17 protein-coding genes are annotated in these 19,182 nt (G+C 45.3%); 7 read left to right on the top strand and 10 right to left on the bottom strand.

The genetic code is table 11. From position 1 onward, the window contains the following. Positions 1-2: 2 nt before the first annotated feature. Positions 3-521 (bottom strand): hypothetical protein, encoded by a 519-nt coding sequence (locus tag AB3489_RS05405; RefSeq protein WP_368294239.1) that lies wholly within the window; start codon positions 519-521, stop codon positions 3-5. A 406-nt stretch (positions 522-927) separates the two neighbouring features. Continuing rightward, positions 928-1,797 (bottom strand): DUF3102 domain-containing protein, encoded by an 870-nt coding sequence (locus AB3489_RS05400; protein WP_368294237.1) that lies wholly within the window; start codon positions 1,795-1,797, stop codon positions 928-930. A gap of 280 nt (positions 1,798-2,077) precedes the next feature. On the opposite strand from AB3489_RS05400, the gene AB3489_RS05395 reads away from it, so the two are divergent. The 4 genes from AB3489_RS05395 (at position 2,078) to AB3489_RS05380 (ending at position 5,518) form a co-directional block, all read left to right on the top strand. Further along, a complete protein-coding gene (locus AB3489_RS05395) occupies positions 2,078-2,308 on the top strand; it encodes a DUF1659 domain-containing protein (protein WP_368294590.1) in 231 nt (76 codons plus the stop codon). A 35-nt stretch (positions 2,309-2,343) separates the two neighbouring features. Continuing rightward, positions 2,344-2,580 (top strand): DUF2922 domain-containing protein, encoded by a 237-nt coding sequence (locus AB3489_RS05390; RefSeq protein ID WP_368294236.1) that lies wholly within the window; start codon positions 2,344-2,346, stop codon positions 2,578-2,580. Between the two features lie 284 nt (positions 2,581-2,864). Then, positions 2,865-4,256: an HD domain-containing phosphohydrolase gene (locus AB3489_RS05385; protein WP_368294235.1), complete on the top strand. Its 1,392-nt coding sequence runs from the start codon at positions 2,865-2,867 to the stop codon at positions 4,254-4,256. Between the two features lie 155 nt (positions 4,257-4,411). Beyond that, positions 4,412-5,518, top strand: a complete 1,107-nt coding sequence (locus tag AB3489_RS05380) for a heparan-alpha-glucosaminide N-acetyltransferase domain-containing protein (protein WP_368294233.1) — start codon at positions 4,412-4,414, stop codon at positions 5,516-5,518. 46 nt (positions 5,519-5,564) lie between these two features. Here the strand turns inward: AB3489_RS05380 and AB3489_RS05375 are convergent, their stop codons facing one another. Further along, a complete protein-coding gene (locus tag AB3489_RS05375) occupies positions 5,565-6,410 on the bottom strand; it encodes a Gmad2 immunoglobulin-like domain-containing protein (RefSeq protein WP_368294232.1) in 846 nt (281 codons plus the stop codon). Between the two features lie 214 nt (positions 6,411-6,624). On the opposite strand from AB3489_RS05375, the gene AB3489_RS05370 reads away from it, so the two are divergent. Together AB3489_RS05370 and AB3489_RS05365 are read left to right on the top strand one after the other, a co-directional pair. Then, complete coding sequence (locus tag AB3489_RS05370; RefSeq protein WP_158208328.1) at positions 6,625-6,924, top strand: phasin family protein; 300 nt, start codon at positions 6,625-6,627, stop codon at positions 6,922-6,924. After that, the gene (locus AB3489_RS05365) at positions 6,911-8,509 is read left to right on the top strand and encodes an ABC1 kinase family protein (protein ID WP_368294231.1); all 1,599 of its coding nucleotides are present in this window, start codon (positions 6,911-6,913) and stop codon (positions 8,507-8,509) included. The genes AB3489_RS05370 and AB3489_RS05365 overlap by 14 nt, the downstream gene beginning before the upstream one ends. A 46-nt stretch (positions 8,510-8,555) precedes the next feature. On the opposite strand, the gene hgcB is transcribed toward AB3489_RS05365, so the two are convergent. The 3 genes from hgcB to AB3489_RS05350 form a co-directional block, all read right to left on the bottom strand. Further along, a complete protein-coding gene (gene hgcB / locus AB3489_RS05360) occupies positions 8,556-8,855 on the bottom strand; it encodes a mercury methylation ferredoxin HgcB (RefSeq protein ID WP_025205892.1) in 300 nt (99 codons plus the stop codon). A 13-nt stretch (positions 8,856-8,868) separates the two neighbouring features. Beyond that, positions 8,869-9,960, bottom strand: a complete 1,092-nt coding sequence (hgcA, locus tag AB3489_RS05355; RefSeq protein ID WP_368294589.1) for a mercury methylation corrinoid protein HgcA — start codon at positions 9,958-9,960, stop codon at positions 8,869-8,871. Positions 9,961-10,258: 298 nt separating this feature from the next. Continuing rightward, positions 10,259-11,596, bottom strand: a complete 1,338-nt coding sequence (locus tag AB3489_RS05350) for a hemolysin family protein (protein ID WP_368294230.1) — start codon at positions 11,594-11,596, stop codon at positions 10,259-10,261. Between the two features lie 274 nt (positions 11,597-11,870). Here AB3489_RS05350 and AB3489_RS05345 point away from each other — a divergent pair, with 274 nt between their 5' ends. Then, positions 11,871-13,364 (top strand): B12-binding domain-containing radical SAM protein, encoded by a 1,494-nt coding sequence (locus tag AB3489_RS05345; RefSeq protein ID WP_368294229.1) that lies wholly within the window; start codon positions 11,871-11,873, stop codon positions 13,362-13,364. 32 nt (positions 13,365-13,396) lie between these two features. Here AB3489_RS05345 and AB3489_RS05340 read toward each other — a convergent pair whose 3' ends face one another. From AB3489_RS05340 to AB3489_RS05325, 4 genes are all read right to left on the bottom strand, one after another. After that, the gene (locus AB3489_RS05340) at positions 13,397-14,425 is read right to left on the bottom strand and encodes a GGDEF domain-containing protein (RefSeq protein ID WP_368294228.1); all 1,029 of its coding nucleotides are present in this window, start codon (positions 14,423-14,425) and stop codon (positions 13,397-13,399) included. A 127-nt stretch (positions 14,426-14,552) separates the two neighbouring features. After that, positions 14,553-17,084 (bottom strand): AMP-binding protein, encoded by a 2,532-nt coding sequence (locus tag AB3489_RS05335; protein ID WP_368294588.1) that lies wholly within the window; start codon positions 17,082-17,084, stop codon positions 14,553-14,555. Between the two features lie 544 nt (positions 17,085-17,628). Further along, complete coding sequence (locus AB3489_RS05330; RefSeq protein WP_368294227.1) at positions 17,629-17,907, bottom strand: GlsB/YeaQ/YmgE family stress response membrane protein; 279 nt, start codon at positions 17,905-17,907, stop codon at positions 17,629-17,631. A gap of 146 nt (positions 17,908-18,053) precedes the next feature. Then, complete coding sequence (locus AB3489_RS05325; RefSeq protein ID WP_368294226.1) at positions 18,054-18,983, bottom strand: YegS/Rv2252/BmrU family lipid kinase; 930 nt, start codon at positions 18,981-18,983, stop codon at positions 18,054-18,056. Positions 18,984-19,182: the final 199 nt, after the last annotated feature.

The following is a 19,182-nucleotide window of genomic DNA, read 5'->3' as shown; positions in this document are numbered from 1 at the left end:
CCCTATGCTGAATAGCTACAGTTTATTGTTGCGCTGGTAGTACTGGTTCGGATGGCTTTAAAATTTTGAATGTCCGATAGGGAGTCCAGTTTAATAATTCCACCATCTTTGACCAATAATCCTAGTGTTACTGTTGGTGCGCCACCGTCTACCCTGAAACGGATGTCTGCGCCCTCCACGGTTATATAGGCATTAGTATTTGTTCCGTAAGTACCAAACGTCAACGATATTCCCCCGGCTGTTGCATCTATAGTAAGTTGTTCAAATTGGTTCGCATAACTCCCAATTATCGAAACCCCATTATTTCCAGAGTCTATTCCAACTTTCCCAATTATATTTGACCCCGTTGGAAGTGAATCAGTTACCATAACTGGCATAGGATTAAGGTACCAAGATGAACCGTCAAAAATGAATACTTTCTTTGTATCAAGTTCGATAAATTTCGAGCCTGTTGCAACGTCAGTAGGTTTTGTGTCAGAAGATAATCCTAAAAATTCCCTGGTAATCTGTGTGATTGACATTTGAATTTACGCCTCTCTTTCTTTTTTTAAAGTTAGAAAATGATACTTTTTTTAATGTGTGAACTTCTAATAAGATAATCCCCCCTTGTTTTTTGGTGACGACTATAGGTTAAGTATAATTTCTTCAGCCTTAAATAACCGGCAAAAACTCGGCAAAAATTCGGAAATATTTAAGCCCCTTAATGATAGAGGGCATTTGGTTCGCAAACTGGTCTTTGCTGGTTTTCTAATGATCATAGGAATTATGAAGCAAATAATACAGGTAATAGAATTTTTTCCCTTCATCAGACCGGTGCTTCCGGAGATCAATCCGAAAATTTCTATGCTGGTGTCTGTCATGCAAAAACACCAGAAAACAATTCAAGAATCTTATGTGAAAAAATCAATCGATGTTCACCAGAATAAATTAATAATTTTTATTCCACAACGTATCCCTCGTCCACTGAATCAGAGATTCATAGACATTATTCTTATAAGCGACAAAGGTATCCGGATCATCCGTACCGATCTGCTCCAGCTCCCACTTCAGTTCCTTGAAGGTTCTGTCCAGGTTCTCATAGAGAAAAGCAATTTTATTGGACTTCGCTTTGACAGAAGCGCTGTCGAGGTCCTTTCTCAGCCGGTCGACGAAGTCGTAAGATGTGCTTTTTTTGAGCGAATCAAGCTCATTCTGTTGCTTACCGCTCTTCTTCTCGAGCTCGATATTGGCATTATACAACTCTTGCGCATTCTTGCTCAGATTGGTATTCTCCTTGGTCAGCCGTTCGTTCTTCTCCTTTTCGTCATCCAGGACTTGCCGGAGTTCTGTTTTCTCCTCGAGAGCCTTATTCTTTTCCTGCTCTGCCTGGGTCCGTTCATTAACCGCTTTTTGCAGTTCACGGGTAGACATGTCTACAATATCAATTTCCGCGATGAACGCTTTCCGTTCCTCCTCCGGGACGCCTAAGAGGATGTATGCCTGCGTATAGCTCAGATTTGGAATTTCCTGCGGTTGCTCGCCGACGCTCTGGGCGAGGGGCTGCTTGTCGCCGTAAGCTTGGTAGAGGCGCATCATTTTTTCGGCCGTGCTCTGGGAGTAGTCGACCGACTCCTTCAGCCATTTGCCCCATCCCCCATAGGGGACCAGCTTCTTGGCCTCCGTCAGCCGCCGCCCAATCTCGATGGTATTGGTAAGCACGATATGATTGGTCTGGTATTTAATCAGGTTAATCTCAGCCGCGATTAAATGCGGCGTACGTTCTATCATCACATCGTTCATGTCTATCAAATGGCTCATGACAGCTTCAGGTCCTCGCTTTCAATTTTTCCTCACTTACAGAATATGAGGACAGGCTTACAAATGTGAAAAACCTCCTATAACAGGGTTGTCCAAGAATCTGAGGCGCCTCAGATTCTTGGACAACCACGGCCGGCGGCTGATATTAAGGGTAGCGCAGAAGTGTCACTTTTATAATATATGCCTTCGGGGGTAACCGCCGGATAAACTTCACCATAAACTATATTTGACAAGCCGTACAAGCCCGGCCTGTCAATCCGTAGGAAAGGAGCTGAGGACAATGGCAGCGATAGCGGTTTCTCTAAATTCGATACTTGCTGCGCGCTACCAGACCGGGGGGACTACACCCGCCGGCGACCCGGAAATCAAGAAGAAAGGCATCAATTATGTGAAGCCTGATGCCGCGGTGCAGGACCTCTTCGATGTGATAACAGCCTTATACAGCCTGAGCCAGAATCCGGTAGCGAATGTGCTGCTGCAGAAGAATTACGAATTGATTAACGAAGAATAAACACACGCAAAATCTGCGGGAAAGGAGGTGAAAGCATGGCTATTGTAAACAATAAATTCGTCAGATTAACCTTCCTGACCGCCGGCGGTAAAACATTTGCCATCACGGTGCCCAATCCAAGGGCAGATATGACCAAGGCTGAGGCTGAGGCCGTGATGGATATGATCATTGCCCGCAATATTTTTAATACGCCCAGCGGTGAGATTAGCTTAAAGCGAGATATCAGAGTGTTTGATAACACCACCAACGATCTTTTCGATCCGGTGGTTTAAGCGCTAAAATAGGAGCTATCAAAAATACTGAAGACCGGTAAGCCAAAACGGAGTGAATTATAACTGCGACAAGCGAAGGGCTGGGGATACCAGCCCCTCCTCATCAAACTGCATGCACTTCCGGGTCAATCAAAAGCGAACTGGTGCCAGATAAGATGGAAAAGACACTTGAGCTTTAAAATGATCCGCCAAAATAATTACTAAATATTTGAAAAAATATTACGATATATTAGTTACAGCTTGTTTTTTCGTTTCGAACAGTTTTTTATTAGGAGATTAGGAGCATGAAACCGGATCAGGAATGGTTAAAAACGACGTTAGAATCGATCAGTGACGCTGTCATCTTGACGGATATACAAGGCAATATACGATTATTAAGCCAAAAGGCCAAACTGCTCACCGGCTGGAAGAACGAAGAAGCGCTTCACAAACCGCTGACTGAAGTATTTCAGCTTTTGAACGCAGCTACTAATGAAGAGCTTGGCGGCAGCATGCTGAACGTGCTTGAGACTGGCAAGAAAGTTGAATTTACCAAAAATGCTGTTTTGCTCTCCAAAAGTGGCGAAAAGCGTCCGGTCAGGAGTAAGGCAAAACCGGTGAAAGACGAGGACAAGCACATCCAAGGCATTGTGCTTGTCTTTAAAGAACTCGTCAGAAAAAACAAAAAACTGGGTAAAGCCGAATTTCTAAGTTTCCACGATCCGCTTACCGGATTATACAACCGCAGGTTTTTTGAGGAAGAATTCAAGCGACTGAATACTGAAAGAAATCTGCCAATATCTCTGGCCCTCATTGACATCGATTACCTGGACGACATAAAAAAAGACCTCGGCCATGCTGAAGGAAATCTTATCATCAAAAAGATCGCTGAAATCATTAAACAAGAATGCCGTGTTGACGATATCATCGCCCGGATCAGCGAAAGCGAATTTATGATATTACTGCCGAAAACCAACTCCAAACAGGCCGATATTCTTGTGAACCGGATCAATGACTTGGTTGATAAGGAAAAATTAGAACCAACAACGAAGAAAGAAAATGAAATTGCCCTCGTCTATAAAGAAGCTGCAGAAAAAACTCCTCCGCTTAAAAGCACAGCTAAAAACAAACCGAGTAATGCTCTGATCGAAATCATTATGGAAACGTTATTCCATAAGAATGAAAAGGAAGAAAAAGAATCCGCCCAAGTAAGTGAGTTTTGTGCCGAAATCGGTCAAACCCTGGAATTGAGTGAGAAAAACATTGAAAATCTTGAGATGATCGGACTCATCAGAAACATTGGCAAGGTCAGCCTTGACAGCAGGATTCTTCATAAACCGGGCAAGCTGACTGATTCCGAGATGGCGGAAATGAAGCGTCATCCGGAGCTCGGCCATGAAATCCTCAGCACAATGAATGAGTATGCGCATCTCTCGGATTACGTCCTAGCCCATCATGAACGATGGGACGGGAAGGGATATCCCAAGGGACTGAAAGGTGAGGAAATCCCATTGGAAGCCCGGATTGTTACGATTGCTGATGCTTACAACGCGATGACCAGCAGCCGTCCATACCGAAAAGCCTTGGACGTGGAAACCGCTGCTGAAGAAATCCTAAAAAATGCTGGAACCCAGTTTGATCCTCATCTGGCCAAAGTATTTGTCGAGAAGGTGCTTGGAAAAGAACATATAAAATAGGTATCTGAATATCTATCTAAAACAGGATGGGTTTGGGATCGATGAAAAAATTTTAGAAGCCCACTGGACTTGGTAGCCAGCAATATCATTGACATGTAAATATATAATAGAAATGTATTGAAAATTATTACAGACTTTGATTAAAGGATAATACTATGAAAAGAATAACGAACCGGATTAAAGCCCTTGATTTTGCGCGGGCTCTGTCCGTACTGCTTTTGTTCCTGACCTTTGTTCCCGAAGGTCCTCTCTACGGGGCCTATATTGCGCATGCTCCGTGGTTTGGTTATACCGTCATTGACTTTGCTTTTCCAGCCTTTGTGACACTTTCCGGAACCAGCATGGCGATTGCCTACCGCAAGCATGTGCCTTGGGTACGATTAATCAGAAGGTTTTTTGTACTGATTATCATTGGCCTCATTTTTAATTCCCTGGTATCCTGGGAATTTCATCTTTCCGAGCTTCGCTTTACCGGAGTACTTCAGGTTCTTGCTTTTACTGGAATTATGACAACCCTGATAACCAGCGTATCCGGGAAATGGTTCTGGCCGTTCACTGCCGGACTACTTATTCTGGCTGCCTATCTTGGCATTCTCTTATATACAAGCCAGTTTTTTCCGGGCAGTTTGCCCTCGCCGGACCATAATTTATCCGGAATGATTGATCCGTTTATTTTCACAAAGAGCCATCTTTATGTTCACGGCGATGCCGGATATGATCCTGAAGGAATATGTACGCTTTTTTCCGCAATTGCCAGCACGCTTTTCGGTTATACGGCAGGTTTGTTTTTGAACAATAAAAACATTGGCCGAAATTTCTTAAAAATCCTGGCTCTGGCTGCCGTTCTTCTGCTGCTTACCCCGCTGCTGTCCAACTTTATCCCAATAGGTAAACGACTCTGGACGCCGTCCTTTGTGACGCTGTCATCCGGTGCCACCATTCTTGTTTTGGCCTTTGCCCACTTGATCTGGGACCCGCAGATCCCGGTTATTAGGAAGCTCATGGCACCTTTCTACTGGATGTTTGAAGCGATCGGCCGCAATGCGATCCTGCTGTATTTTGGTTCTTCGATGGTGTTCTCGGTTATGCATCATATGATCCTGAAAATGAATGGGAATACTCTCTCGGTTTTTGAATTTTCTTATAACTGGGTGAAATTCTGGAGTAGCAACCCTCAGCTTGGCTTTATTGCGATTTATACTGGGCTCTGGGTCCTGCTAGCTGTCTTGCTGCACTGGCGTAAGCTTTATCTTACGGTGTGACTAATCCCTGCTTAACCGGTTTTGTATTTAAGGAAGCTTAATCAGATCACCATTTAACAGGAATAATGACCTTATTCAGATCGCTTCCGTCCTCCATGCTGGACTCGAATACTTCGAGCTGACCGCTTCCTGCTGCCAACGGCTTAAATGTCAGCGAGGCTTCGAAATCGCCTCGGCCTGGCGCCCCTGCTGCAGCCATTGTGTTACCTTCTGCCAGAATATTACCTTGTACATCCCTTAAGCGATAGCTTACGACAGCTTCGAAGATTTGGGCATTGCCGGTGATCTTCAGTGGGCTCGTTATGGTTTGGCCGTCGACAGGAGCCGTAACCCAGATCGCCGGTTCATAGACCGAGCTGAGATCCCTGGCAAAGGGTTGCTCAGAAAGACCGACGTGGCCCCACCAGTCCATGCCGTTTTCAGCCTTGCCGTTCACGATGAACTGAACTTTTTTAATAGTCGGAAACTCGGTCAGTGTATTGACAATGCTGGCAATTCCAAGTGTTTCGCCGCTGGCACCAACGTTCGCATGCAGCACCTCTTCGGAAAAATCAATGGTTGCCAAGCCGTTTTCGATATTAACTTCCAAAATTTTCGTGTTGGCGGGAAGTACCTTAAATGCGCCTGTCGTTACAGGGGTACCGTTAATTAGCTCCTCGAGAGCTGCCCGGGCAACACCTGTGCTTTTCGGGATCTCATGCACCTCTCTGACCAGGTACATTTCATTATTACTATCCTTCAGATAATAGACCGCTACTTTCATCGTTTCAACAGCAGGGGGTTCAGGCTCAGGCGAAGGCTCCGGAGTTGGTTCTGTCTGGGATTGACACCCTGCCAGACTCACTAAAGCCAAAAACATGAATGAAACGAAAAGATTCCTGATCACTTTCATCGCGTATTTGCCTCCTTGTCGTTATTCTCGAGTAGCTTGCGGTTACTGGGGGTTAATATATGGCTTTAGTCATATATTAACACAAAATCCCAGAGCAATGAATATCTGAAAAATCAATCAATCCAAAGATTAGGTATAAGTAAACATTTTACATTTTCTATATATTTTATACCTATTTTTAGATATACTAAAAGCATAAAGGGGGTTGTTAAAGTTGAATGCAAGCGATGAAATGAAAAAAGTCTTTCTTGCGGGAATTGGAGCGATAGCGACAACGGCCGAAAAAGCTAAGGAAGTCATTGATTCGTTAATTGAAAAAGGTGAGCTTACCGTCGAACAAGGCAAAGTCATCAACGAGGAATTAAAACGCAACCTTTCTGAAAATCTGCATCATCATTCTTCCGCCCGTCACATGGAGGATCTTCTGCAAAAGGTGAACACGCTGAATAAAGAAGAGCTCTCTGTGCTCAAAGAAAAGCTCGCAGAGATGGAGAAAAAGAATGACCCAAACTGAGGTCAAACTATCATCCGCAGCCCGCTTAAAGGAAATGGTCACTGCGCTGAAACGCCATGGAGTCATCCACGGCGTTTCTCCCGCCAAGCTAAAATTCATGCTGGAAGACCTCGGCCCGACGTATGTCAAGCTCGGTCAGATTATGTCCATGCGCACAGATATGCTCCCGAAGAGTTACTGCGATGAACTTGCCGAACTGCGAACGGATGTGAAACCGATGATTTATGAAGAAGTGCTTCAGGTCATCGCCTCAGAATACGGCTTCGCCGCAGAGGAAGCTTTTCAGGAAATCGACCCTGTGTGCATCGGCTCAGCATCGATTGCGCAGGTGCATAAAGCTGTGCTGAAAAGCGGCAAAGTCGTCGTGCTGAAAGTACAGCGCCCCGGTATTTATCAGACGATGGAGCGCGATATCCAACTGCTCAAAAAAGCAATCTCGCTGATCAAAATCTTAAATATCAATGTCGGAAATATCGACTTTAAAATGTTTATCGATGAAATGTGGGCGACTGCCCAGCAGGAAATGAACTTTATTGCCGAAGCAAACTACATCAAAGAATTTACCGACCTGAATGCAGGGGTGAATTATATCTCCTTTCCGCAGATCGAACGTCAGCTGTGCACCCCGAGAGTCCTTGTTATGGAATACATCGATGGGGTTCAAATCGATGATCTTGATAAGCTTCATGCACGCGGTTACGATCTGAATGAGATCGGGATCAAACTCGCCGAAAACTATGTCAAACAAATTGTCGATGACGGCCTGTTTCATGCCGATCCGCATCCGGGAAATATCTTTATCCGAGACGGAAAAATCGTCTGGCTCGATTTAGGGATGGTTGGAAAAATCAATAACCGTGACCGACTGATGTTGAAAAAAATCATCCTGGCCATCGTCCAGCATGATATTGAAGGGTTAAAAGAAGTATTTTTATTGCTTGATACGATCAAAGGCAGGGTAAACCACACCAGGCTCTATGAAGACATTGAAAGCCTGCTGGCACGCTATGGTGATCTGGATCTGTCTGAGCTGCATTTTGGCCAGATCATGGAAGAAGTCAAGGAAGTTTTTAATTTCCATCAGATATCCCTGCCGACAGGCTTCACGATACTCGGGCGCGGGGTCATTACGATCGAGGGCGTACTCGCCGTATGTTGTCCGAAAGTCAATTTCATTCAAATCATGGCCAATCACGTTTCTGGAAAATTCCTAAGTGAGTTGGATGCAAGACAGGAATTGGTTTCTGCGGGGCTTTCTTTGTACGGTTTCACCAAAAACAGTCTTGAATTGCCGGTTCAGTTCGCCAACATCCTCAAAATGGCAATGAGAGGACAGGCCAAGATCAATATTGATCTGTCCAGTGCCGATGAACCCGTACGTCAGGCCGACATGATCATGGACAAGCTTGTCTTAAGCATTCTCAGCGCGGCCTTTCTGATCGGGGCCAGTCTAGTCTGTATGACGAGCATCACGCCCCGCCTGTTCGGGATTCCGGTCATTAGCCTGATCGGCTATCTGATCGCACTTCTGATGGCAGGATGGCTAATGGCAAAAATTATTCTCAAAAGACTGAAGAGAAAATAATTTTTTATCCATTATCCGTGCAAATCTGAATTCAAAAAGTCAAAGGTCAGCAGCATCCCCCGCTGCTGCCTCCAGAGCAGTCGCAGCTTGGTTCTGTCCCTGTAAGCCACCCCGTGATAACGGCTGAAGCGCAGCCCACACCGGACTTGACATCGATCGCCTCAAACGGGCAATTGCGGGCGCAGGCGCCGCATTCCATGCAGAGATCTATATCCAGTATCTCTGCTTTTTTACATTTTAAACCCAGGACCTGATGCGGACAGACTTCGAGACATCTTCCGCAGCCGGTGCATTTTTCCGTCTTAAGCGTAAGCGTAGAAACATTTTTTAAATAGCGGTGCTTCATATCGGCTTCCCCCTTACACCCTGAATAAGCTGTTCACTAAAATGAGAATAACTCCGATGCCGATGGTAACCGCAATAGCTGGAACAGCGGTTTTCATTTCCTTCATAACGCCAGAAAACGAAGTATATGTCGAAGATCCAGTAAAGTTCATCGCATAAAATGCAGAGATCGACGGCAGAACCAGAAAGTACCCCAAAGCCCTGAGCCAACTGTAGGAAAGATCTCCCGGCCAGCCGTTCAGCACATTCACTGCTGCCGCCCAAAGCAGACCCAGGAGCCATCCCTTCCAGGCAAATGCCTTTCCTGGAATCCACGGCAACAAAACCGGGGTCAGAACACAACCCACAATTAGCGCCCCGGCATAGGCATAAAAGTCTGTGATCCCAAAAGCTCCTGGACGGATCAGATTCAAGATAAATAAAATGCCTAAAATCATCAAGGACATCTTAAATGTACCGGTAAGTTCCATCGGCGTAAGTACCAACCGGTCATACGCCGTAAACTTCACGGTCCGCATTTCGGCTGTCGCTTTCCTTCCGGAAGCGATAAATTCACGGATATCCCGAGCTCTAACCGGACCATACACGACATTGAAACCAGTTTGTTTGTAGACTTGATGCGCACTTACCCCAGGAGCGCCGAGCTGCGGCAGAAGCAATGTCCTGTGGGACACAATCTGGGCAAGCCTGGTCTTCCCGATCCGACTGCTGAGCTCCGCCGTGCCGAACGTCCCTTTGCCTGCCGCACACCAGACATTAATGCCTTTGGTGTCAAGCACCAGTATCCAGGCCTGAAGTCCGGCCAGCTCCTTGCGAAGGGCATCAAAGGTCATTTTGTAATTGGCCGTTACCAGAACCTCGGAATGTTCATCCGGATTGCCGACAGCATAAAGTCCAGGATTGATTTTATAATTCATCCGGCCGATACCCCAGCGGGCTTTCCATCCTCCCAGGATATCCTGAGTCGTTAAGTTCGTCGAAATCTGAGGCACCAGCCCTACTGGTGTCTTTATTTCACCTGTAATCCAGCCGCATTCCGTGTCATAGATGGTTACAGACCCCGCTAAACTGTCATCCCCGCAGCAGCACGGCTGCGGGTCAAACATTTTAAGCTCAACCTTCTTATTAGCCTTTTGATTATTCTGATTCGGATCAGAACTTATTTCTCCCAATATAACACCTCCAAAAGGTTTGCGTGGATAAAAGAAAGCTTGGAACAAACTCTAACTTAGACTGCATGCAGACTCATCTATAGTCTTAATATCAGTCTGCGTGTCGCAGCTACTGCGACGAGCGGAGCATGGAGTGCGCAGCGCGGCCTTTTGCGTCAAGGAGGACGCAACGGCCGAAAGCAGTAATGTGGCACGCAGACCGACCCCAAGTTATGGCACTATGACATAGGCGTTATAGCCTGCACACCTTCACTTTGGCAATCCTTTTTTCATCAACTTCCTCAACCTTAAACATCAAACTGTTGAATTCTAAGGAAGGCGTATCATCTTTTCCGGGAATCCTTCCGAGCTGTCCAACCAAAAAACCGCTTAGGGTCTCATATTCTTCAATCGGCAGTTCTACGTCGAGATAATCTTGGACCGCATCGAGGCTCGTCGCCCCGTTGATCATATAGGTATTTTCATCGATCTTTTCAAATTCCAGTTCGACTTCATCATCCTCGTCAAAAATGTTGCCGACAATTTCTTCAATAAGATCCTCCAGCGTCACAATACCGGCCGTCCCGCCGTATTCGTCAATGATCACGGCCAGATGTGTCTTGTTCTGCTGAAGTTCTTTGAATAATTCATCGGTGCGTTTCGAATCCGGTACATAATAGGGTTGCCGGACAACATCCCGCAGATGAAATGTCTCCGGATTGCTGTTGTTCGTTAAATACTGGAAAAGGTATTTGGATTGCAGCACCCCGACAATATTGTCGATATTCTCCTCATAGACGGGTATCCTGGAATACTTCTCATGATTGATAAAGGCAATGACTTCACTTAAGCTTGCTTCAATCGGCAGCGCCGCAATATCCGTGCGATGTGTCATGACTTCGGAAACCGTTTTATTGTTAAATTCAAAAATATTGTTAATCATCAGTTTTTCTGTTTCATGGATAGCGCCTTTTTCCTCGCCAACATCAACCATCATGCGGATTTCTTCTTCCGTGACCTGCTCGTTCTCCGCATTCGGATCTACCCCGAAAAGCCTTACAAACACGTTCATTGACGCCGTAAGCATTTTTACGAATGGTGAGGTAATTTTAGACAGGATATACAGCGGATTTGCAGCAAACCAGGCGATCTTTTCAGCTTTATTCATCGCAATTCTTTTCGGCACGAGCTCTCCGAGCACCAGCGTGAAGTAAGATAAAATGATGGTAATTAGAATAACGGCTATCGTCTTCAGCAAGGATGCTGAAACGGGGGCCCCAAGCTTAATCAGCAGTGAAACCAGCGGATCGGAAAAATTTTCTGAAGCAAACGCACTGGCCAGAAAGCCTGCCAACGTTATCCCAATCTGGATCGTCGCAAGAAATTTGCTCGGCTCGCCGAGCAAATTGGTTAAAATTTTGGCCTTCTTGTCGCCATCTTCAGCCATCATTCTGATTTTATTGTCATTCAGGGAGATCAAAGCAATCTCCGAGGCAGCGAAAAAGGCATTGAGCGCAATCAGCACGACTAAAAACAAAATCCCGGTAATCAATGATTGTTCCTCCTGATAATAATAAAAAGGCAGAATCATTCCTTATACAGGATTGTCAAAGCCTTTTACCAAATCCTATTAATAAGTCATTTGAAATAATACTACTTCGTATATCTCCCGCATTTTCCTCCATATCTTACTACTCTCTCCCTTTCTTGATTCTACATCTATTTTAATTTACCCGATGATAAATTGCAATGTCCTGTGTTGTTCTGCAGAAAATCAGCGAATAAACCAGAAACGAATTGAGCAAGTAAAAAATGGATATGCTAGAAGTGGCTGTGCCAGTCAATAGAACAGGAAGGGCAAATCTATGAAAATTTTGCTTGTTTACCCGCAAATACCGCTAACCTATTGGAGTTTCCAGTACGCGTTAAAGTTCATATCCAAGAAAGCTGGATCTCCGCCCCTGGGGCTACTTTCCGTAGCTGCTATGCTGCCGGAGCATTATGATAAGCGTCTTGTGGATATGAATGTAACGAAACTCAAGGATCGGGATATTTTATGGGCCGATTATGTCTGGATCAGCGCGATGGTCGTCCAAAAAGAATCTGTCAGGGAAGTTATTAACCGCTGTCATGCCCTCGGAGTCAAAACGACTGCAGGCGGTCCCCTCTTTACTTCCGAACCTGAGGAGTATGATGATGTAGATTATCTCGTCCTGAATGAAGGGGAGAACACTGTACCTGCCTTTGTGCGTGACCTTGAGAACGGATCGGCAGCGCACATTTACACAACGGAAGAATGGGCGGATATCAGAAATACCCCTGTGCCTTTGTGGGACCTTATCGATATGAAACACTACGCAACAATGAATATTCAATATTCACGCGGATGCCCATTCCATTGCGATTTCTGCAACATTACATCTTTATACGGTCACGAGCCCCGTACCAAGACCTCTCCGCAGCTCCTGTCAGAATTGGATTCCCTTTATCGGGCCGGATGGCGCGGAGGCATCTTCCTGGTCGATGATAATTTTATCGGAAACAAAAAAAAATTAAAGGATGATATCCTGCCTGCGTTGATCAGCTGGATGAAACAAAAAAATTATCCGTTTACGTTTATCACAGAGGCCTCGATCAATCTGGCTGATGATGACAGCCTTATGAATCTAATGGTTAAGGCGGGGTTTCTGACTGTATTTATCGGAATTGAAACCATGGATGAAGACAGCCTGGTTGAGTGCAATAAACTTCAGAATAAAAACCGCAATCTGATTGCGTGTATCAAAAAAATTCAGAAATTCGGCCTTCAGGTTCAGGGCGGCTTTATTGTCGGGTTCGACAACGACAATGCCTCTATTTTTGACAAACTGGTAACCTTTATTCAGGAAAGCGGGATCGTTACCGCGATGGTCGGGCTGCTGAATGCGCCGAAAGGAACTAAACTATATCAGCGTCTGGCAGCGGAAGGCCGCCTGTTAAAAAGCATCAGCGGCGACAACACCGACTTCTCGATGAACTTCATACCAAGAATGGAAAGCCACCTGTTGATCAAAGGCTATCAAAAAATTGTCGATACGATCTACTCGCCAAGAAAATATTATGAGCGGGTCCTGACATTCTTAGAGCAGTACGAACCTGCTGGATTTACGGCTCAGCGGATCGGCCGTTGTCAGGTGCTCGCGTTTATCAGATCGGTATTCCGTTTGGGAATTATCGGCCAAGAAAGACGATACTACTGGAAACTGATCATTTGGTCTCTGCGGAAACGCCGTAATGTATTTCCGCTGGCAGTAACCCTGTCCATATACGGTTTTCATTTCCGAAAAGTATTCCGCCGGACTGAGGAAATATTAAAATAATTTTAGAAAATTTGGGTGGAGGATTTTGATCTTTAAGCTTCTTTATGGAAAAGATCAACGCCGAAACGGCTGCCTGAGATGACCCTGTTCTTCCCTGCTGTTTTGGCAGCGTAAAGTGCTTTATCCGCAATCTCAATATTTTCGGTCAGCGAGCAGCCTTTTTGATAGAGACAGACACCGGCACTCACGGTCAGTGGCTTATCAAAATAACTGTTAAGTGCAAATTCTTCCCTGATTTTATCCGCTTTCAGGCAGGCGTCCTTCAGGCCGCAGCCATAAAGAATAATTAGAAACTCCTCACCGCCGTAACGGCAGATAAAATCAGTGGCCCTGGCATTCGTTTTTAAAACACGGGCTAAAACCAGCAAAACCTTGTCGCCAAAGACATGTCCCTTCTGATCATTTATCTTTTTAAAATTATCAATATCAAAAATGGCAATGCAAAAAGGCTGCCCTGTCCTCTGATAATTGGATACAGCCTTCTGAAAACTCTTTTCCAACAGCAGGCGGTTCGGAAGCCCTGTCAGCGGATCTCTGGCCGCCTGATTTTTGGCCTTTCTGAACTGATATTGGCTGATATTCAGCAAACTGTTGACTTCAAATACAATGATAAAACCGAAGGCTAGGAGCAGAAGGCTGAACAGATAGATATTCACGGATACAAACAGGTCCGAAATTTTGAATGACGTAATGAATAAAGAGGCTACGCTTTCGGCAGCAGCAATGATCAAACCCGGAATCCCATAACGCATGCCGTGAAAAGAAACAAAGAAGAAATAGGAAAAAAAGAGCATATTCAGTAATTCAACATTTCCTGCCATCAACAGGGTATAAACAGGAATATCAAGCACTAAGCTGAGTCGCATCATTTTCTCGGCCCGGGTGTCCTTGCTGAAGACACAAACGGAAATAAATGCATTATATAGAAGGGTGATAAAGAAACCAACAAAAAACACGCCCGTGAAAGAGCCCTGAAAACGGATCAGCTCAGCCAGGGCAACAATAAGCAGTCCCCACCTAAAGAGCAGGAATTTTCGTTCCAGCGGTTTATATTTGATCAAATCAAACTTTCTGACCAACTGTTTCACCACATTTTGCGAATTACGCAAATATTATACCATAATTTTCTATTCATCCAAAGAAAATTTTTGCCATTTGATAAACATAATAAGGCTTACTAGAAGTACCTTAGGCAGTTTCAATACTGTTGTCGGCCTGAAGGTTTAACTTTTCGACCGCGTTTTCGCGCATTTTATATTTCATAATTTTGCCTGCGGCATTCATCGGGAATTCTGCGACAAAGTCAATATAACGCGGTGTTTTGTGCTTGGCCATGTGGGTGCGGACAAAATCCTTCAGCTCATCAGCGGTCAGTTCGACGCCGTCCTTCAGTATGACACAGGCCATAATCTCTTCCCCATATTGTTTGTCAGGGACACCAATAACTTGAACGTCCTTGACCTTTGGATGGGTATAAATAAAATCTTCGATTTCTTTCGGATAGATGTTTTCCCCGCCGCGAATGATCATGTCCTTGATACGTCCGGTAATTTTATAGTATCCGTTCTCATCGCGTCTGGCCAGGTCGCCGGTGTGCAGCCAGCCGTTCTCATCAATCGCCGCAGCGGTGGCTTCGGGCATTTTATAATAGCCTTTCATGATATTGTAGCCCCTGGCAACAAATTCGCCGTCCTCATTATCCGGAAGATCTTCCCCGGTCTTCGGATCCACGATCTTGCACTCAACACCTGGCAAAGCACGGCCCACAGTGGCAACCCGCAGTTCGACGGAATCGTCGACACGGCTCTGGGTGCAGCCGGGTGAAGATTCGGTCTGTCCGAAGACAATGGTGATTTCATTCATATTCATCTTCTCGACGACATCCTGCATGACCTTCACAGGACACGGGCTTCCTGCCATGATTCCGGTCCGCATGTAGGAAAAGTCTGTTTTCGGAAAATCTTCATGCTCGAGCATCGCAATAAACATGGTCGGAACACCATGGAAGGCGGTGATTTTTTCCCTGTTGATGCAATCCAGCGATATCTTCGGCGAAAACGCCGGTATCGGGGACATGGTCACCCCATGGGTCATGGACGCAGTCATCGCCAGCACCATCCCGAAGCAATGGAACATCGGGACATGAATCATCATGCGGTCGGCTGTGGAAAGATCCATGCAGTCGCCAATATTTTTACCGTTATTCACAACATTATAGTGTGTCAGCATAACGCCTTTCGGGAAACCAGTGGTTCCTGAGGTATACTGCATGTTGCAGACATCATGACGGTTAAGAGAAAGGGCACGGCGGTATACTTCCTCAACGGGGACTTTGTCAGCCAGGGCAATCGCATCTTCCCAGGTGAGACAGCCGTTCTGCCTGGAATCAACCGTGACAATATTGCGTAAGAAAGGCAGCCGTTTGATATGCAGCGGCTTTCCGGCCTCGGTAGTCTCCAGCTCGGGGCAAAGCTCCTTGATAATGCCGACATAATCGGAGTCCTTATATCCGTCTATCATGACCAGCGTGTGTGTATCCGACTGGCGCAGCAGATATTCTGCCTCATAAATCTTATACGCGGTATTTACGGTTACCAGCACAGCGCCAATCTTGGTTGCCGCCCAAAAGGTAATGTACCACTGCGGAACGTTGGTGGCCCAGGTCGCAACATGGTCCCCGGGTCTGACACCCATCGCGATCAGGGCGCGTGCAAATGTGTCAACATCGTCCCGGAATTCTTTATACGTACGGGTATAATCCATGGTCGTATAACGGAAAGCATACTGATCCGGGAACTCATCCACCATCCGGTCAAGCACCTGGGGGAAGGTCAGATCAATCAGCGTATCCTTTTGCCAGATATATTTTCCGGTCTTGGCATTGTTATCGTACAAATGACCTTTCACCGATGTTTTTTTCGTGTAACGGCTCATATATTCTGCAAAATTCGGGAAAACGACGCCGGCATCATCCAGGTCCGCCGCCCAGCGTTTGACCCATTCCAGGGAAACATAGCCCTCATAGTTAATCGAATGCAGGGCCTGCATCATCTCATCGATGGGTAAATCTCCTTCTCCCATCATACGGTACCGGGTGGTGCCGTTCTCTAAAACGGAATCCTTGATATGTACATATTTAATGTAGGCACCAAGGTTCTGAACAGTCTTTCCAGGTGTCTCATCTGCAAAACGATAAGGGTGATGCATATCCCACAAGGCGCCAACATTGTCACTGGCTACATGGTTGAGCAGATGGCATAAACGGGAGGTATCGGAATAGACTCCGTTCGTTTCAACCAAAAGGGTAACGCCTTTTTCTTCGGCCAGAGGTACCAGACGGTTCAGCGCAGTAAGCACCACCTCGTCATCGACTTCACCAGTCGGCTGCGGTGCGATATCGGCGAGGATACGAATATACGGGGTTCCTAGCTTGGAGGCTAATTCAATATACTGAACGATCTCCTGATGATTCTGTTCCGCTTTCTCAGCATACTTTAGACAACAGCCGGAAGACAGACAAGGAATTTGAATACGGAGTTCGGATAACTTTTTTATGGTTTGCGGCAGCTGAGACTCAGTAAAAGGCTGGGCCTGCACTGCAAAGATCTCACTGCCCAGACCGCGGATTTCAATGCCGTCAAAGCCAAAGTCCTTGGCCATGGAATAGATATCGGTCCAGCTGAAATCCGGGCAACCCAGGGTTGAAAACGCAAGTTTCAACATACTCTCCTCCTAGCATTTTATATCTTATAAACTATTGAAAACTTTACTGGCGCCATGTCTCTAGTACCTTGTCAACCTTAAAACTGTAATATAATGGGGAGCAGATTTCTTTTAAGACAAGGCGAAGGATTGAGGCATACCGAGCGTATGGTGATTGACGACAACGCAGTATTAACAGAAATCTGCCGCCAGGATATATAGATTTAGGGTTGACATGGTACTAGCTGCGCCTAGAGATATCAGAAAGTGCTTAGACTTTTTCTGATATACCAAAAAAGCCTTCACCCCTTAGCATTTCTGTTAAAGACGAATGCTGCTTTATACTGTCATGGTACAGCCTTTAAATATAAAACTGTATGATATAATTTTAGGTAATGCTATCAAATTTCCGAATATTTGTCAAGTGTTGTGGATCAGTATGCACTCAGACAGAACTGTGCTAAGTCAGTTTTGCTGGTTTGATTTGGCGCTAAATAAAAAATGAAAACGGCTGGAGATCTACTCCGCCGTTTCCAACATCCATCAAAATCCGGGATAACATTTACGACTGATACTGCTTGTGAGAATGTTTCCTGCCCGTTAAGGCATTGACGATGGACAACAGGATCACCGCACCGAGGAGAGCAACCAAGAAACTCCAGACATTAAATCCATTGATCCCTATTCCTCCGAAAATGTTGACGATCCATCCGCCGATGAACGCCCCGACGATCCCGACAACAATATTCATTCCAACGCCCATTTTGGCATCACGGCCTGTAATCATGCTGGCAATCCACCCCGCAAGGCCGCCTAAAATAATCCAGCCGATAACACTCAAGACAATTCCTCCTTTGCATCAGATATTTTAAGGCAATTGTTTTCATAATTAATCTGCCCAAAATAAAAATATTTACCCGGACCTGTCTTCAATTCGAATGTTTTTATTAACCTTTTTATTAACGTTTGCATTGAAAATTTTTACATCTAAATTAAGAAGCCAAAACCGGTTTTATCCAGATAGCCTTCCTCTTGATTCTCTCTGGTAATGACTTTAAGTTTGGCGGGCTCAACAGTGACTCTTAACGGAAAATCAAACCCTTTTTCTCCGTCTAAATCCGTACCAATCGATTCCCGACAGTTGATTGTCAGCTCTGCCGTCTGGAAGTAGTCTACATATGGGCTCTCCGCATGTTCACCGTTCGCCACTTTGATAACCAGCGGGATCAGTTCGAGAACTGGACATGGTTTAAAAATATACACATCAAGCAGACCATCGCTAATAGAAGCCAACGGCGCTATCCTCTTAAAACCGCCTGCCGATTTGCCATTCATAATCAAGATGAAATACACTTCATCGTCGCGGTTGGCTTCCCGGCTCCGAATACTAACTTTCACCGGCTTCATATTGGCGAATTCTTCAACACCCTTTAAATAATAGGCGAGAGCCCCAAAACTTTGTTTGATTCTTTTGGGAGTTTTTTGGCTGACATCGATCAGAAAACCCAGACTGGCCACATTTAAAAAATAGCGGCCATTGGCGACCCCGATATCGCAAACTGTAAAATGATCCTGAAGCAGAATCTCCGTCATTTCATTGACCCGCTCCGGAAAATGAAAATAACGGGCAAAGTCATTGGCAGTTCCTACCGGATATATTCCAACCGGGATCTGGCAATCATAATAAAAAAGAACATTGATGACCTGGTGGATCGTCCCGTCGCCCCCGGCAATCCAGATCCTGTTGAAACTGTTGATATCCGCTGAGGAGACCATTTTTTCCAGGGCTTCCGTAGTGCTGACCCTGTAAGGGACCAAATAATAGCCTTTATCTTGGACAGCTTCAATAATGCTGTCCAAGTGATTATTAAAGCTGCCGTTTCCGGCAAGCGGATTATAGATTAATAATATTTGCATTGTCTACCCCCTGAAAACAATTCATAGCAAAGAATCATAGAATAACCTTAAACTTACCTGATAACACCACAATACTACGGTGTCGGTCTTTTCGCAAATATCCAGTAATGCTTCTACACGATTCCTGGGAAGACTTCAATCGGGCATTTTTTCTGGACAATTTCGGAAAGATAGTGTATTCATTAATACGGGAGTTGAT

It is taken from the genome of Dehalobacter sp. TBBPA1, assembly GCF_040931655.1.
Taxonomy (GTDB): domain Bacteria; phylum Bacillota; class Desulfitobacteriia; order Desulfitobacteriales; family Syntrophobotulaceae; genus Dehalobacter; species Dehalobacter restrictus.
Note: the sequence above shows the minus strand (reverse complement) of the source record. Positions and strands in the feature narration are given on the sequence as shown.